We start from the raw sequence: 16,772 nt of genomic DNA, 5'->3' as shown, positions 1-16,772 counted from the left end.
CAATTATTATATCGTCAAAAATATCTTTTTTTGTTTGGCGATTGTTTTTCCATCTTTGTCTGTAACAAGGGGATTCCCGAAAATATCTTTCTTTAAAATAACGATTACCTGACCCTGAAAGTCTTCAATAACTGTATTACCAAAAAAATCGGTTTTATAATTTAAATCTTCGTGATTGGGTTCAACCTCGAGTTTCGTACGGTTGGAGGCATCAGTCCTGTAAAAAATATTCTGGCTGTAAGAGAAAAAAACAGTACAAAAGAGAATAATGGTTAAAGTATTTTTTTTCATTTGGAAATATTTTACTCGATTACACGCAAACTTGATGCCAAATGAAATATTGTTTTCTGGATTTTTAATTAGTAAAGACTCAAATTTTGCTGCCTTTTAGTTTCGTCTTTGTCACGATTCGAAACCTAACAAAGGCTATTCTACAAGTGAAACTATTTAAAAATAGCCTGAAAACCTTAAAACAAAACTTCCTTAGTGATAATATAGATTCCCATAACAAGTACAAACCAGCCAAAAAGAGGTTTTAACTTTGTACCATCTATTTTTTTAGAAAGCTGGCTTCCTATCAGCATTCCCAAAAGTGCCATTATCGAAATACCCAATAGAAAAGGATAATTAATTGGTGTTCCGATGTATAAGTCTCCTACAAAACCTATTACAGAATTGATTGTGATGATTAATAATGAAGTTCCTACGGCTTGTTTCATTGGTAATTTAGCGAAAAACAGCAAGGCCGGGATGATTAAGAATCCGCCTCCGGCACCCAGAAATCCAGTTACTATTCCAACTACAAAACCTATTACGCTTAATTGGATGTAATTAGTTTTGGTTACTTTTATTTCGGGCTCGTTTTTCCGAATCATGGAAATCGCCGCAGTGATCATCAAAATAGCGAAGACAACCATAATCAGGAAATCTTTTGAAACCGAATAGGAAGCGACGGAGAATAAAGTAGCTGCAATCTGAGGGAAAATAACTTCGCGGATAATTAGGATGGATATCACAGAAGGAATCGCAAAATACAAAGCCGATTTGAGTTTCAGGTTGCCCATTTTGTAATGGCTGTAACTTCCGGACATGGCGGTTATCCCGACAATAAATAAGGAGTATGAAGTAGCTTGTTCCGGATTTACCTTAAATAAGTATACTAAAATTGGTACTGTAAGTATAGAACCTCCTCCACCGATTAAGCCAAGAGAGATCCCGATAATAACTGAAGCAAAATAACCAGCGTATTCCATTGCATTTGTTTTTATGCAAAGTTGCTTCGGAAATTAGGATTATACAGTAACATTTATCACAGAAGGTAATTTTTTGATACAGCACTTAAACGCTGAATGTAAAAGAATATAATTAGTGCAAATTAGTCTTCAATAATTCGATCTGATTGCGGTTTAGTTTGACAAGGCCGCATTGTTCCATTTTTTTGAGTAATCTCGAAACCACTTCCCTGGAGGTGTTTAATTCGGATGCAATTTCCTGATGTGATAATTTGACTTCAGAGCAGCCACAAGCATCGGAGTGGCGTTTTAAATAGAATTCAAGGCGTTCATCCATAGAGCGGAAAGCGATGTTATCGACTACTTCAAGTACTTCTTCAAAGCGGCTTCGGTAGGTTTCGATAACAAACTCGTACCAGGATCTGTGTTCCATCATCCATTTGTCCATCATTTGAAGCGGAATCATCATGGCTGAAACGTCTTCGACAACTTTAGCCATAATCTGGCTTTTTTCGCTTTTTGCGGTACATATCATCGAAATAGCACAGGCTTGTCCGGGCTGTAAATAATACATTAAAAACTCACCTCCATCGTCGCCTTCGCGATAAATTTTGATTTTTCCTTTGGTAATTAAAACCGTGTTTTTGATATATTGTCCGGTTCTCATCAGGATAGTGCCGGCTTTAAAATCCTGCAGGCTTCCGCTTTCTTCAATTGTCGCAATAAGTTCATTGGAGAAATTAGGAAATAAAGTTTTTAATGAATTTTTCATTGGAGTAATAATTTTGCTAAATCAGATGATTTATATTGTTGAAACTCGCCATCAATTACAGCTATTAGTTTTTTCTCTTAATTTTCTCAAAAGGTTAATAAAAAATAATTTTTTGTAAAGATAAGAGATTGAAATGGTATAAAATGTCAGAAAACTATTTTTAAGATAGGAATACTTAAAATGAAAATATCCTATTTTCTGGTGATATTAAAGTATGTTTTTTTGAAAATAGTGAGTAAATTTGTAAAATGCTGACAATTTTATGTTCTCTAAAACGTTTTCTCTGAATAATAATCGAAAAAGTATTTGGAACGTATTTTATGTAGTAAAAACTTTTAATTTTACAAAAAACACAATGCTATGAATTTATCACAAGAAGATTGGGTTGAACAATTAAAGTCTGATGAAAATGCAGTTATACTGGATGTAAGAACTGAAGACGAGTTTAATGACGGCTATATTGAAAACGCTGTAAACATTGACATCAATAAAGGCCAGGCTTTTATTTATGAAATAGAAGAATTAGATAAAAATAAAAATTATTACGTGTATTGCCGTTCAGGAGCAAGAAGCGCAAAAGCATGCCAGATTATGAATGAATTAGGTTTTGAGAATGCCTATAATCTGCTTGGCGGGATCCTGGATTGGGAAGGTGATACCGTAAATCCATAAAAGTGAAAGAGGCGGCAAAGCCTCTTTTTTCATTTAAAAATAAATAAATAACCAAACTAAAATTACCAGATTATGAGTTTTATACCCGAAGAATATCAGATTAAAGACCTTCTGAATCAGGATACTTATCTTGTTAATGGAGAATTGAAAAAATGGACAGGTCAGACAACACCTGTTTTTTCGACTATTTCTTGTACAGAAAAATATGCGCCGACATTATTGGGTTCTATTCCGTTCATGGCAGAAAAAGAAGCTGCTGAGGTAGTTGAAGCTGCGACTGCTGCTTATGATAAAGGACAAGGTTTATGGCCAACGATGAAAGTGATTGACCGTATCAAATGCATGGAGAATTTCGTTAGGCAAATGAAAGAAACACGCGAAGATGTGGTAAAACTTTTGATGTGGGAAATCGGAAAAAACCTTGGCGATTCGCAAAAAGAATTTGACAGAACAGTAGAATATATTCAGGACACTATTGACAGCTACAAAGAATTAAACGGACGCAGTTCTAAATTCTCAAAAGTTCAGGGAGTAAACGCAATGATCCGCCGTGGACCTCTTGGAGTGGTTTTGTGCCTTGGTCCATATAACTACCCTCTTAACGAAACGTTCTCATTATTGATTCCTGCCCTGATTATGGGGAATGCCGTGATTTTTAAACCGGCAAAATATGGAGTTTTATGTATTTCGCCATTATTGGAAGCTTTTAGAAGCAGTTTTCCAAAAGGCGTTATCAATATCGTATACGGAAGAGGCCGTGAAGTTGCTTCTCCAATTATGAAGTCTGGAAAAATTGATGTTTTGGCATTGATTGGAAACAGTAAGTCTGCGATTGCTTTACAGGATCAGCATCCAAACAAAAACAGACTACGTTTGATTTTAGGTCTGGAAGCTAAAAACCCTGCGATTATTTTACCTGATGCCGACTTAGATTTGGCAATTCAGGAATGTATTACAGGTTCATTGTCTTTTAATGGTCAGCGTTGTACAGCTTTAAAAATATTATATGTACATGAATCAATTGCTGAAGAATTCAACAGACGTTTTTCTGAAAAAGTAGATGCTTTAGTATTTGGAAATCCATGGGAAAAAGGCGCTTCTTTAACTCCGCTTCCGGAAGAAGACAAACCGGCTTATATTCAGGGATTAATTGATGATGCTAAAAGCAAAGGTGCTAAAATCTTAAATGAAAAAGGAGGAAAACATTCTGAAAACTACATTTTCCCTGCTGTTCTGTATCCTGTAAATAAAGAAATGAGAGTATATCACGAAGAGCAATTTGGACCAGTAGTGCCAATTATTTCTTTCAAAGATATCAACGAGCCTCTTGACGATATGGCCGAATCAAACTACGGACAACAGGTAAGTTTGTTTGGGAAAGATATTAAAACTTTAGCACCACTTATCGATGCTTTGGTTAACTTAGTGTGCAGGGTAAACCTGAACAGTTCTTGCCAGAGAGGTCCGGATGCATTCCCGTTCACCGGACGTAAAGATTCTGCAGTAGGAACTTTGAGTATTCCGGATGCATTGCGTTCGTTCTCAATTCGTACTTTTGTGGCTTCAAAAGACATTGCTTATAATAATGAAATCCTTCAGGAATTATTAAACAGTAAAGAATCTAATTTCATCAATACAGATTATATTTTATAATTTTTAAGGTTATATATTAATTTTCAAAACCGTCTTTTTCATTTGAATAAGGCGGTTTTTTCTTTTTAATATATTTTGAAATGGCTCTTCATTATTCCATCCATTAGATTAAAAAAGTGTGTATTGTTTCGTAAAAGTGTGTAATAAATACACAGATAAAAAGTGTGTATTTTTTTAAATCGCTTAATATCAGTGATGAATTCAAATGGCACATGCCTTGCTTATTCATTTGTAGATAATTAATCAGGTAAAAACATAAATGCCATTTAGATAAAAAATACAATCCACAATGAAAAGCGAAACCATTACTTCAGAACAACTTTATGACTCAGGTCTTAATGTAACACATAGCAAACAATATTCGATAAATAATAATCAAACAACAAGTGCAACCGGTATTGCAATACTTATAGGCACTTTTTTACTAATGATGACCGGAGGTTTTCTGGTTTATAAATTCCAATCCGACTTTGATCAGTTTCATATTGACAGAATAAATTCTACCTGGGGTTATCCATTTTTAATTCTGACTACAGCTTTGTTTCTTTTTAAAGCAGGTGTTTTTCTATACAAGTCCTTTCTTTATTTTAAATACAAACCCATAGAATCCGTTTCAGATGAATTATTGCCTACAGTTACCATAATTGTTCCGGCTTATAATGAAGGGAAACTGGTTTGGAATACCTTGTTAAGCTTAGCAGATAGTGATTATCCTGAGCAGAAAATGCAGATACTCGCAATTGACGATGGCAGTAAAGATGATACCTGGAATTGGATTCAGCAAGCCAAGATACAGCTTGGTGATCGCCTGTCTATTTATCAGCAGCCACAAAACAAAGGAAAACGTCACGCACTTTACAGAGGATTTAAATTAGGAACAGGAGATATTTTTGTGACTGTTGACAGCGATTCAATTGTAAAAAAAGATACATTGCGAAACTTAGTGAGTCCTTTTGTTCACAATGAAAAATGCGGAGCTGTTGCCGGAAATGTTCATGTTTTGAACAATAAAATAGCAATGCTTCCTAAAATGTTGAATGTGAGTTTTGTAATGAGCTTTGAGTTTGTACGATCTGTAGAAAGTGTATTAGGGTCAGTATTCTGTACTCCGGGAGCTTTGGCAGCGTATAGAAAAACTTCGGTATTTGCCTGTCTTGAAGAATGGATCAACCAGACTTTTATGGGAGAACCTTCAGACATTGGCGAGGACCGCGCGATGACCAATATGATTTTGAAACAGGGGCATCAGGTTTTGTTTCAAAGAAATTCAGTTGTACTTACGAATGTTCCGGAAGGATACACAGGATTGTATAAAATGTTTATCCGTTGGGGAAGAAGCAATGTTAGGGAAAACCTGATGATGGCAAAATACGTTTTCAAAAATTTTAGGACCGGATCTAAATTAGGAACAAGACTTTTATACTTAGACCAAACGGCAAAAATTATAATGTCTTTACCCTTTTTATTCTTCATGTTCTTTTTTATAGCAATTCATCCACTATTGTTTTTTAGCTCAACGCTCGTAAGCATATTCGTTATATCAAGTTTTTCAGCTTTCTTTTATGCTAAAAAATATAGTTTTTCAGAAGCAATGTGGGCGTATTCATATAGTGTTTTTTACAGCTTCAGCCTGTTTTGGATTACTCCGTATGCCATTATCACGGCACATAAAAAAGGATGGCTGACACGTGGTTTGTCTGAAAAGAAAGTAGAAGAATATGTTACTCTGGAACAATACAGCCCATTGGCTAAATAAAATAAAAAAATAGATTATTTTAGAACCGTCTTTTTCCTTATGGATTAAGACGGTTTTTATTTTTTTATATGATGATAATAAAATCGATCAAACCTTCTGATACCTGGCAAATCAGGCATGAAGTAATGTGGCCAGATCAGCCTTTGGAATTTGTTCAGTTGGAAGAAGATAAATCCGGCTTACATTTTGGCGTTTTTATAGATGAAAAACTGGTTTCAATTGTATCGTGTTTTATTTCAGATGATGAAATGCAGTTTAGAAAATTGGCCACTTTACTCGAATATCAAGGCCAGGGAATCGCATCCGAACTTTTAAAACATATTTTCGAATTGGCCAGAAAAAAGAATTTAAAAAGAATTTGGTGCAATGCAAGATCTAATAAAAAATCCTTTTATGAGAAATTGGGAATGAAAGATACATTTCAAACGTTTAGCAAAGCAGGTCAGGAATTTACAATAATGGAATTTTATTTTTGATTTTTGAAATGTGAAAAAAATCCTAATTGCGCCTGATTTATAGAAAACTTCAATTAATTGTATTAATTTAACAACACATAAATTAATACTTAGTTCACTATGGAGAATTCGAAAATTAAGGCTTTTATACCACTTTTATACCTTGTTTGGTCAGACGATCTTTTAACGCAAAAAGAGTTTTCGACTTTACAGGAATTTATTACTTCTCTAACGATTCTTTCTCCGGAAGAGCAGCAGTTTCTGCTTTCGAAAGTGGATATTTCGAATCCGCCTTCGCGAAATGAACTCAAAAAATGGAAATCGGATATAGAGAAAAGTATTAAAGATAAGTCGGCCATAAAATCGATTTTTGATATCGCTGTAGCTCTTTCTGAAAAGGATTTGAATATTTCAGTATTGGAACAGAATTTTACAAAATTAGAAAATGACCTGGGTGTTTTGGGTGAAGAATTAATCCAGAACTTCAAAACCCAGGGAGACTCTTTGACTGCGACTACTAAAACCAATGATAATTTTGAAATCCAAAAGCTGACTGAAATCCTGGATGGTGATCAGGCTAGTATTATTAAAAAAGTAAAAGAAGTGATTTCAAGATCAGAATTTGCTTATGAAACTTCTACTGATATTAATATTTATCGCCAGACGGTTTACAATTGGTGTAAAATTTTAGCCGATGAAAATCTCGGTAATATGGCATATCCAAAACGACATGGAGGAGGTGAAAACATAGCGGATTATTTTGCGATTATGGAAACACTGAGTTATCATGATTTGAGTCTGGTGATTAAGTTTGGTGTACAATTTGGACTTTGGGGAATGAGCATTCAGTCGTTGGGAACGGAAAAACATTATGCTAAATATCTTAAAGAAATAGGCGAATTAAAAATCCCCGGCTGTTTTGCTATGACTGAAACGCATCATGGTTCAAATGTAAAAGGACTTGAAACAACAGCAACTTACAATCATAACGATCAGACTTTTACGATTCATACCCCTCACGAAAAAGCGCAGAAAGAATATATTGGAAATGCTGCCGTGCATGGACAAATGGCGACGGTTTTTGCCAAACTGATTATTGATGAACACGATTATGGTGTAAATGCTTTTGTAGTGCCCCTGCGTGATACAAACGGAAATGTTATAAACGGAATTACAATAGGCGATTGCGGTCATAAAATGGGACTGAATGGTGTGGATAATGGAACCATTCGTTTTGATAATGTCGTGATTCCGAAAGAAAATATGCTGGATCGTTTTGCATCTGTGAACGACAAAGGAGAGTTCGAAAGCCCGATTCCGAGTGATAACAGACGATTTTTTACGATGTTAGGCACTTTGGTCGGAGGTAGAATCGGAATCCCGAGATCGGCATTAGCAGCAGCCAAATCCGGACTTACGATTGCCATTCGCTACAGCGATCAGAGACGACAATTTGGACCAGAAGGAGGCTCAGAAGTACCGATTTTAAATTACAGAATGCATCAGCGCAGATTGATTCCGCATTTAGCGAAAACCTATGCTGTTCATTTTGGATTGCAATACCTTACCAATCGTTTTCTAAACAAAACAGAAGCCGAAATGCAGGAAATTGAAGCCCTGGCTGCCGGAATGAAATCGTATTCTACCTGGAGTACAAGAGATATTTTGCAGGAATGCCGAGAAGCTTGTGGCGGAAAAGGATATCTGTCTGAAAACAGAATTGAGGCCCTGAAAAATGATACGGAAATCTATACCACTTTTGAAGGTGATAATACGGTTTTGATGCAGTTGGTTGCTAAAAACCGTCTGGCAGAATTCAGAAAGTCATTTGGCGAAATGGGATCTTTAGGTATTATTAATTATGTTTTTGAAAATGCCAAAACTGCTTTGGCTGAGAAAAACCCAATTGCAACCAGAAGAACCGATGATGAACATTTGCTGGATTCAGAATTTCATCTGCAGGCTTTTATCCACAAGGAAAAAACAATTTTGGCATCTGCAGCAAAACGAATTAAAAAATTAGTAGATGGAGGTTTAGAAGCCTATGATGCTTTTAATGTGGTACAGCACCAAATGATTGATGTTGCTGAAGCGTATCTGGAACGATTAGTACTCGAGCAATTTCAAATAGCAGTTTCTAAAGTGGAAGATGAAAAAACAAAAGCAATCTTGGTAAAATTAAATCAATTATTTGCGCTTTCGCAGATTGAAAAAAATAAAGCCTGGTACCTGGAAGATGGTTACATGGAAGCTGTTAAAACCAAAGCAGTTCGTAAAATGGTCAATCAGCTTTGCTGGGACATCAGACCGGATGCGGTTTCTTTGGTAAATGCTTTTGATATTCCTAAAAGTTGTCTCGCAGCGCCTATTGCTGTATAATTATAAATCTCATTTTATCGCTTGAAAAATTATTGTCTGTTTCTTATAACTTTTCTGGTTTGCTTTTCCGGTTATGCATCAAATAGTACAGATGCTATTCTGGATAAGCTAAACGATGCTGTCAAAAATAAACAGCATTATGTCCGTCTAAAAGAAGAACGGATTTCAAATTTCAAGAAAATAAAATCACAGGATTTTTCTAAAGAACAAGAGTATAATTACAATCAGGCATTATATAAAGAGTATCAGAAATTCAATTCGGATTCTGCTATTTTTTATGTAAAGAAAAATCTCAAAATCGCTGATGAACTTCATAAAAAAGACCTGTTGCAACTGGCAGAGCTGCAGCTGGCAAACCTGTATTCATCAACAGGAAACTACAGGGAATCAGAAGCGATTTTAAAAAGAATCAATAAAAAAGAATTAGTAAAATCACTACTGCCCAATTATTATATTACCTATCGGGAATTTTATGAACATTACAGCGCAAATAGCCGAAGTAGTGCGTTTTTTGAACAGATTGGTAAATATCGTGATTCGCTGCTGGGCGTTTTAAATCCTAATTCTTTAGATTATAAGATTAATAAAATTCAGAAGAAAATTTACCACAGGGAATTTGATGCTGCCCAAAAAGAATTACTAAGATTATTGAAAGGAATGAAGGATGATAATCCTCAATATCCCATGATCACATATCTTTTGGGCAATATTTCACAAAATATACGTCAAATAGAATTAGTCAAAAAGTATTATGCGCTTTCTGCGGCCTCAGATATTAAGCAAGCCATAAAAGATAATGCTTCACAACAGGAACTGGCTATTGTTTTTTATGAGTTGGGAGATGTTGATATGGCATACAAACTCACACAATCGGCTATAGAGGATGCATTATATTGCAATGTGCAATTTCGAACACTTCTGATGTCACAACTTTATTCTATTATCAATACAGCTTATTTAGAACGTGAAGCCCAGCGAAAAACAGAACTTCAGGTTTACCTTTTGTGTATTAGTTTGTTATCGTTGTTTTTAATTGTTGCCGTAATTTACGTTTACAAGCAGATGAAAAAAGTGTCCAGAATTCGTGGAGAACTTTATGAAACCAGTCAGAAATTAGCCGAATTAAACAAAGATATCACAGAGGCAAATCATCAGCTTCAGGAACGTAATGCCCAATTATCAGAATCCAATCATATTAAGGAGGAATACATTGCAAATTTCTTTAGTCTGTGTTCAGCCTACATCAATAAGCTTGAAAATTATCGTGTTATTTTAAACAAAAAAGCAACAGCTAAACAGTTTGATGAAATTTACAAAATATTGAAATCAACTACTCTGGTTGATAATGAACTGGAAGAATTATACAAAAATTTTGACAGTATCTTTTTAAGTCTGTATCCTACTTTCGTAAAAGACTTCAATGCTTTGCTTATTTCCGAAGAACAAATTATAGTAAAACAAGGAGAACTGCTCAATACAGAACTCCGAATTTTTGCCCTAATCAGACTAGGAATAACGGATAGCGTAAAAATTGCTGCCTTTCTTCGCTACTCTTTAAGCACTATTTATAATTATCGTACCAGAGCGAGAAATAAGGCTGTTGTTTCCCGAAATGATTTCGAGGAAATGGTGATGAAAATTGGTTTAATTTCTCAAAAAGCCTAATTTTTCATTTTAAAATCACTACTTTTTTTAATGTTATTTTTGTTTTAAGGTTTTGATTTTTAGTTGTTTGTTTTTTTAAATTACTACTTTTTTTTATTCAGAATTTTTACGAAGACGATATCGTTATAGCTTTACCATATTATTTAGAAAACATTTTAAATGGAGGATCTAAAATAGTATAGTAAGGATTAATAAATAAAAAAGGTATGTTTAAAAACGTTAAAGTAATAGTTGTTTTACTGTTACTGAATTCATTTGGAAGTAATGCACAAAATAAAATTCCAATTTATCTCGATGATAAAAAGCCTATTGATGAGCGTGTAGAAGATGCGCTTTCGCGAATGACAACGGATGAAAAAATTGCCATGATTCATGCGCAGTCTAAATTTAGTTCACCGGGTGTCCCGCGTTTAGGAATTCCTGAAAACTGGATGACCGATGGGCCACACGGAATCCGCACAGAAGTAAAGTGGGACGAATGGGATCAGGCAGGCTGGACTAACGATTCCTGTATTGCTTTTCCTGCGTTGACGGCTTTATCTGCAACATGGAACAAAGAATTAGCCTCATTATATGGTAAATCATTGGGGGAAGAAGCACGTTACCGTAATAAAAATGTACTCTTAGGACCAGGTATAAATATTTACAGAACCCCCTTGAACGGCCGTAACTTCGAATATATGGGAGAAGATCCTTTTCTGACATCCAAAATGGTGGTTCCTTATATTAAAGGAGTTCAGTCTATTGGAGTTGCAGCCTGTGTAAAACATTTTGCATTAAACAATCAGGAAACCAATCGTAATTCGGTAAATGTAATTGTGGATGACCGTGCCTTGTACGAAATCTATTTGCCAGCATTTAAAGCAGCAGTACAGGAAGGTGATGCGTGGGCCATTATGGGGTCTTACAATAAATACAAAGGTCAGCAGTGTTGTCATAATGAGTTTTTACTGAATGACATTCTTCGTGGAGAATGGGGGTTCAAGGGAGTTGTTGTTTCAGACTGGGGAGGAGTTCATGATACAAAACAGGCGATTCATAACGGTTTGGATATGGAATTTGGTTCCTGGACAAATGGACTTTCATGGGGAACCAGTAATGCGTATGACAACTATTATCTGGCAAGACCTTATTCCGAAATGATTAAAAAAGGGGAAGTAGGAACTAAAGAATTAGACGAAAAAGTGCGTCGTATTTTACGTTTGTCTTTCCTTACGAATATGAATAAAAATCGTCCTTTTGGTTCATTTGGAACAGAAGAACACGCTAAAGCAGGTTTGAAAATTGCAGAAGAAGGAATTGTATTGCTACAAAACAACAACAATATTTTGCCAATCAATCTTTCTAAAACGAAAAAAATAGCTGTTATTGGTGAAAATGCTATCAAAATGATGACAGTTGGAGGAGGAAGCTCTTCCTTAAAAGCAAAATATGAAATCACTCCGCTGGAAGGTTTAAAGAAAAGAATCGGTAATCAGGCTGAGATTGTTTACGCTCGTGGTTATGTTGGAGATCCAACCAGTAATTATAACGGAGTAGTAGCAAAAGTGAGTTTAGAAGACAAACGTTCAGCTGCCGAATTAACTGCAGAAGCTTTAAAAGTAGCCAAAGATGCTGATATAGTCCTTTTTATTGGAGGATTAAATAAAAGCGATAATCAGGATGCTGAAGGAGCAGACCGTAAAGATTTAGGTCTTCCATACAATCAGGATAAATTAATCAGTGAGTTAGCTAAGGTAAATAAAAATATAGTTTTTGTAAACATCTCCGGAAATGCTGTGGCAATGCCGTGGGTTAAAGAAGTTCCGGGAATTGTACAGGGTTGGTTTTTAGGTACAGAAGCCGGAAATGCCTTGTCAAATGTTTTAGTAGGTGATGTGAATCCGTCAGGTAAATTAACTTTTACTTTTCCGGTAAAATTATCTGATAACGGAGCACATGCGTTAGGGGAATTTCCGGGTGGCGATGAGGTTAAATATAACGAAAGCATTTTTCTAGGTTACCGTTGGGCAGACAAACAAAAAGCAAAACCACTATTTTCTTTCGGTCATGGATTGAGTTATACTACTTTCCAATACGGAAAAGTAACGGCTGATAAAAAACAGATTTCTGTCAATGATCAGATTACATTTTCTGTAAAAGTAAAAAACACAGGAAGCAGGGAAGGTTCAGAAATTGTTCAGTTTTATATCAGCGATTTAAAATCTTCATTGCCTCGTCCGATAAAGGAATTAAAAGGTTTTGAGAAAATTTCGCTTAAAGCGGGAGAAGAAAAAACAGTGACTTTTACAATTGATAAAACGGCTTTAAGCTTTTTTGATGATAAAAAACACGAATGGATTGCAGAACCGGGAGCTTTTGAAGCTATAGTTGGTGCATCTTCAACGGATATAAAATCTAAAGTGAATTTCTCACTTCAATAAATGCATTAATTTTTTAAATTGGTTGGTTGTAAAGCTGTAATTGTAAAAAGTTGCAGCTTTGCTTTTGAAACCAGTTAGATACATAATGTTGATCTTTTAACTTCTAAAAAAATAATTATGAAACGAATAGTTTTGTTTGCAACAGCATTCTTTTTAATACAAAACCTTTCGGCGCAAAGCCTGAACAAAATGCAATGGTTTAATGAACCTGAAAAATGGGAAATTAAAAACAACGCTTTAATCATGAATGTTACGGCAAATAGTGACTATTGGCGTATTGCGCATTACGGTTTTACCGTTGATGATGCGCCATTTTATTATGCAACTTACGGAGGGGAATTTGAAGCGAAAGTAAAATTAACCGGAAATTATATTGCACGTTTTGATCAGATGGGGCTGATGATTCGAATTGACGAAAAAAACTACATAAAAACAGGAGTTGAATTTGTTGATGGGAAATTCAATATAAGCACTGTTGTAACACATGATAAAAGCGACTGGAGCGTAACCACTTTAGATAAAGCCCCGCCATTTGTCTGGATAAAAGTGGTGAGAAGATTGGATGCAGTTGAAATATTCTTTTCATATGATGATAAAAATTATATTCTGACCCGTAATGCACCTTTGCAGGATAATACGCCGGTTATGGTAGGTTTGATGGCCGCTTCACCTGATGGAAAAGGTTTTGAAGCCAAATTTGAGAACTTCAAAGTGACACATTTACCGGATCAGCGCAGATTAGAATGGCTAAAGAATCATCAATAACAATTATCAATTATTAATATAAAAAAATGAATGATAGTGTAAGAAAGCTATATTTACAATTAATAATTAACCATTAACCATTAACAACTATTTACTAACCCATTGACCGTTTTATGACAGATATCAAACCCAAAAAACATTATGAAATTTTAGATGGATTACGTGGAGTAGCAGCGATTTTAGTAGTTGCTTTTCATGTTTTTGAAACCTTTGCGGGAGGAAACCGTTTTAAGCAAATTATCAATCACGGTTATCTGGCCGTAGATTTCTTTTTTCTTTTATCAGGATTTGTTGTAGCCTATGCGTATGATGATCGTTGGGGAAAAATGACACAATGGGAATTTTACAAACGTCGTTTGATTCGTCTTCAGCCCATGGTAATTATGGGAATGATTATTGGGGCCTTATTTTACTATTTTCAGGCTTCTGACAAATTGTTTCCAATGATTTCCGGAATGGAGGTGTGGAAGGTAATTTTAACTATGATTGTTGGCTTCACCTTGCTTCCAGTTCCGCCATCAATGGAGATTAGAGGCTGGGGTGAAATGCATCCGCTTGACGGACCTGCATGGTCGCTTTTTTTCGAATATATCGCGAATATTTTGTACGCTTTGTTTTTCCGTAAATTCTCAAATAAAATACTCGGAGTTTTTGTTTTGATATTTGCCGGAATGCTGATTAATTATACTGTTTTTGGGCCAAAAGGAGATGTTATTGGAGGATGGTCGCTGAATCTGGAACAAATGAATATCGGATTTACACGTTTATTGTATCCTTTCTTTGCCGGAATTTTACTTTCCCGTTTAGGAAAATTAATTCATATAAAAGGCGCTTTCTGGGTATGCAGCTTATTGATTGCAGTTGTGCTGATGATGCCAAGAATTGGAGACGAAAATAGTTTGTGGATGAACGGTTTATATGAATCATTTTGTATTATTCTAATATTTCCGTTGATAGTATCTATTGGCGCAGGAGGAGAAATAAAAAATCCGTTCTCGCTTAAAATCTGTAAATGGCTGGGCGATATTTCCTATCCAATTTATATCACACATTATCCACTTATTTATTGGTTTACGGCGTGGGTTGTAGATAATAAAGTTTCTTTGGAAGATGGATATTTGGTTGGAATTGGAGTTTTAGTTGCCAGTATTGTACTCGCTTATTTGTGTTTGAAATTGTACGATGAGCCGGTTCGAAACTGGCTTCAGAATAAATTTCAAAAAAGGAAAATAACTTTATCTGAAAAGTAATTTTATATTTGATAAAAGATTTTTTTCAATATAAAATGGAAGAATTAGACGAAATACATAACATGCCAATTTATCAAAAGGCTGAACAGATTTTTAAATTAACGGAAGGATTGATTCATGTAGTCCCTGCCGATAATGATTTTCTGCAGGAAACCACAGTCCGTTTTATGTTATAAAATGCATTTACAATTCCTGTGAAAATTGCCGGAGCAGAAGGAGGTGATTTGTATGATTTAAGGATGGAAAATGCCGCAATTATTCGCAAAGCGGCACGAGAATTATCTGTTCAGGCGGGAAGCCTGCGTTATGAGAAGGTATAACTAATACGCGTTATATTGATTTACTGTGAAGTACAATTGATGAATTTAGATTGTTGTTTATTGATTGGGTGGCAGGATTTGGTAAATGGAATTATATTAAAGACAGTTGGGGTTTGTTTAATCCGCCTGGAGTAAATGCACACGATAAAGATCCTGACGATGATATTCATTTTGATCCAAAAGATTTTTTTGATATAATAGAGACGACGATTTATAAAAGAAAAGAGATGAAACATTTTAAGGTTCCATCTCTTTTTTAATTGTGATTTGTAAATAAGTTAGACGCACAGCAGTGCGTCTAACTTATTTACAAATATTATTATTCTAAAACCAATTCCGCTAAAGCCTCTTTACTGAAACCTTTCAATTGATTCGTTTTTCCCGCTTTAATTTTTGCCACCCAATTCGGATCCGACAATAGTGGCCTTCCAACGGCAGCCAAATCAAAATCGCCTCTGTCAAAGCGTCTGTTTAATTCTTCCAAAGAAGTTGGCTCAGAACTTTCTCCTGCAAAAGCGCCAAAGAAATCACTAGATAATCCGATTGAACCTACAGTAATAGTTGGTGCTCCTGTAACTTTTTTAGCCCAGCCGGCAAAGTTCAGGTCAGAATCTTCAAATTCAGGTTCCCAGAATCTTCTTTGTGAACAATGTAAAATATCTACTCCGGCATCAACAAGTGGAGTAAGCCAGGCTTCTAATTCCTGAGGGTTTTTAGCCAGTTTATAATTATAGTCAGAAGGTTTGAATTGAGAGAATCGCATAATTACAGCAAAATCTTCCCCAACTTGTTTTCTGATTTCTTTTATCACTTCTACAGCAAAACGATTACGTTCCGGCAATGTTTTTCCGCCATAAACATCGGTACGTAAATTAGTTTCAGCTCTAAAAAACTGATCAATCAAATAACCGTGCGCACCGTGAATTTCAATAGTATCGAAACCTAGTTTTTTTGCATCAGCAGCAGCCTTTCCGAAAGCTAAGATGGTATTTTCAATATCTTTTTCAGACATGGCAATACCATTTCTGAAATCAGGACGATTGAATCCGGAAGGTCCTTCAAAAGGAACAGGAGGAACCCATCCGGAGTGGTGGTTATCCATGATTCCCATATGCCAGATTTGAGGTCCCATCTGACCTCCGGCAGTATGAACTTCATCGATGACTTTTTTCCATCCTTTTAAAGCCTCATCTCCATAAAAATGCGGTACGTTTGCATCGTTTGACGATGAAGGTCTGTCAATAACAGTTCCTTCAGATAATATAAGTCCAACTTCGCCTTCTGCTCTTTTTTGATAGTATGAAGCAACTTGTTCGGTTGGAGTTCCGTTTGGAGAAAAGGATCGCGTCATAGGCGCCATCACAATTCTGTTTTTAAGATGTAGTGTTTTCAGGTCAAATGGCGAAAACAGACTGTTTGTACTCATAATA

At 35.5% G+C, this 16,772-nt stretch carries 15 protein-coding genes; 11 read left to right on the top strand and 4 right to left on the bottom strand.

What is annotated here, in order from left to right; translation table 11 throughout:
- Positions 1 to 6: 6 nt before the first annotated feature.
- The 3 genes from OZP09_RS06105 to OZP09_RS06095 all read right to left on the bottom strand — a co-directional run bounded on the left by OZP09_RS06105 (position 7) and on the right by OZP09_RS06095 (position 2,004).
- The gene (locus OZP09_RS06105) at positions 7 to 291 is read right to left on the bottom strand and encodes a hypothetical protein (RefSeq protein WP_281310465.1); all 285 of its coding nucleotides are present in this window, start codon (positions 289 to 291) and stop codon (positions 7 to 9) included.
- Between the two features lie 176 nt (positions 292 to 467).
- Positions 468 to 1,253 (bottom strand): sulfite exporter TauE/SafE family protein, encoded by a 786-nt coding sequence (locus OZP09_RS06100; RefSeq protein WP_269237020.1) that lies wholly within the window; start codon positions 1,251 to 1,253, stop codon positions 468 to 470.
- A gap of 112 nt (positions 1,254 to 1,365) precedes the next feature.
- A complete protein-coding gene (locus OZP09_RS06095) occupies positions 1,366 to 2,004 on the bottom strand; it encodes a Crp/Fnr family transcriptional regulator (protein WP_269237019.1) in 639 nt (212 codons plus the stop codon).
- A gap of 360 nt (positions 2,005 to 2,364) precedes the next feature.
- Between OZP09_RS06095 and OZP09_RS06090 the strand changes: the two genes are divergently transcribed.
- The 11 genes from OZP09_RS06090 (at position 2,365) to OZP09_RS06040 (ending at position 15,602) form a co-directional block, all read left to right on the top strand.
- Entirely contained in the window at positions 2,365 to 2,676 is a 312-nt protein-coding gene (locus OZP09_RS06090; RefSeq protein WP_078226243.1) for a rhodanese-like domain-containing protein, read from the top strand.
- 72 nt (positions 2,677 to 2,748) lie between these two features.
- The gene (locus OZP09_RS06085) at positions 2,749 to 4,329 is read left to right on the top strand and encodes an NADP-dependent glyceraldehyde-3-phosphate dehydrogenase (RefSeq protein WP_269237018.1); all 1,581 of its coding nucleotides are present in this window, start codon (positions 2,749 to 2,751) and stop codon (positions 4,327 to 4,329) included.
- A 289-nt stretch (positions 4,330 to 4,618) separates the two neighbouring features.
- On the top strand, positions 4,619 to 6,085 hold the full coding sequence (locus OZP09_RS06080; RefSeq protein ID WP_269237017.1) for a glycosyltransferase family 2 protein: 1,467 nt from the start codon (positions 4,619 to 4,621) through the stop codon (positions 6,083 to 6,085).
- Between the two features lie 68 nt (positions 6,086 to 6,153).
- Positions 6,154 to 6,561 (top strand): GNAT family N-acetyltransferase, encoded by a 408-nt coding sequence (locus tag OZP09_RS06075; protein ID WP_269237016.1) that lies wholly within the window; start codon positions 6,154 to 6,156, stop codon positions 6,559 to 6,561.
- Between the two features lie 99 nt (positions 6,562 to 6,660).
- Positions 6,661 to 8,919, top strand: coding sequence for an acyl-CoA dehydrogenase family protein (locus tag OZP09_RS06070; RefSeq protein ID WP_269237015.1), 2,259 nt, complete (start codon positions 6,661 to 6,663; stop codon positions 8,917 to 8,919).
- A gap of 21 nt (positions 8,920 to 8,940) precedes the next feature.
- Positions 8,941 to 10,584: a SusR family glycan utilization regulator gene (susR, locus tag OZP09_RS06065; RefSeq protein ID WP_269237014.1), complete on the top strand. Its 1,644-nt coding sequence runs from the start codon at positions 8,941 to 8,943 to the stop codon at positions 10,582 to 10,584.
- A gap of 206 nt (positions 10,585 to 10,790) precedes the next feature.
- Positions 10,791 to 13,007: a glycoside hydrolase family 3 C-terminal domain-containing protein gene (locus OZP09_RS06060; RefSeq protein ID WP_281310464.1), complete on the top strand. Its 2,217-nt coding sequence runs from the start codon at positions 10,791 to 10,793 to the stop codon at positions 13,005 to 13,007.
- Between the two features lie 117 nt (positions 13,008 to 13,124).
- On the top strand, positions 13,125 to 13,772 hold the full coding sequence (locus OZP09_RS06055) for a DUF1349 domain-containing protein (protein ID WP_269237013.1): 648 nt from the start codon (positions 13,125 to 13,127) through the stop codon (positions 13,770 to 13,772).
- Positions 13,773 to 13,885: 113 nt separating this feature from the next.
- Positions 13,886 to 15,022 carry an acyltransferase family protein gene (locus OZP09_RS06050; RefSeq protein WP_281310463.1) on the top strand — a complete coding sequence of 379 codons (1,137 nt, stop codon included), beginning with the start codon at positions 13,886 to 13,888 and terminating at the stop codon, positions 15,020 to 15,022.
- Positions 15,023 to 15,057: 35 nt separating this feature from the next.
- Positions 15,058 to 15,198 carry a hypothetical protein gene (locus tag OZP09_RS06045; protein WP_269237012.1) on the top strand — a complete coding sequence of 47 codons (141 nt, stop codon included), beginning with the start codon at positions 15,058 to 15,060 and terminating at the stop codon, positions 15,196 to 15,198.
- Between the two features lie 197 nt (positions 15,199 to 15,395).
- Positions 15,396 to 15,602, top strand: a complete 207-nt coding sequence (locus OZP09_RS06040; RefSeq protein ID WP_269237010.1) for a hypothetical protein — start codon at positions 15,396 to 15,398, stop codon at positions 15,600 to 15,602.
- Between the two features lie 59 nt (positions 15,603 to 15,661).
- On the opposite strand, the gene OZP09_RS06035 is transcribed toward OZP09_RS06040, so the two are convergent.
- Positions 15,662 to 16,768, bottom strand: coding sequence for an NADH:flavin oxidoreductase (locus OZP09_RS06035; protein ID WP_281310462.1), 1,107 nt, complete (start codon positions 16,766 to 16,768; stop codon positions 15,662 to 15,664).
- Positions 16,769 to 16,772 lie beyond the last annotated feature (4 nt).

The sequence above is a fragment of the Flavobacterium flavigenum genome, assembly GCF_027111255.2.
Lineage (GTDB): Bacteria > Bacteroidota > Bacteroidia > Flavobacteriales > Flavobacteriaceae > Flavobacterium > Flavobacterium flavigenum.
The sequence above is the reverse complement of the archived record's forward strand: the minus strand, read 5'-3'. Positions and strand labels throughout refer to the sequence as shown.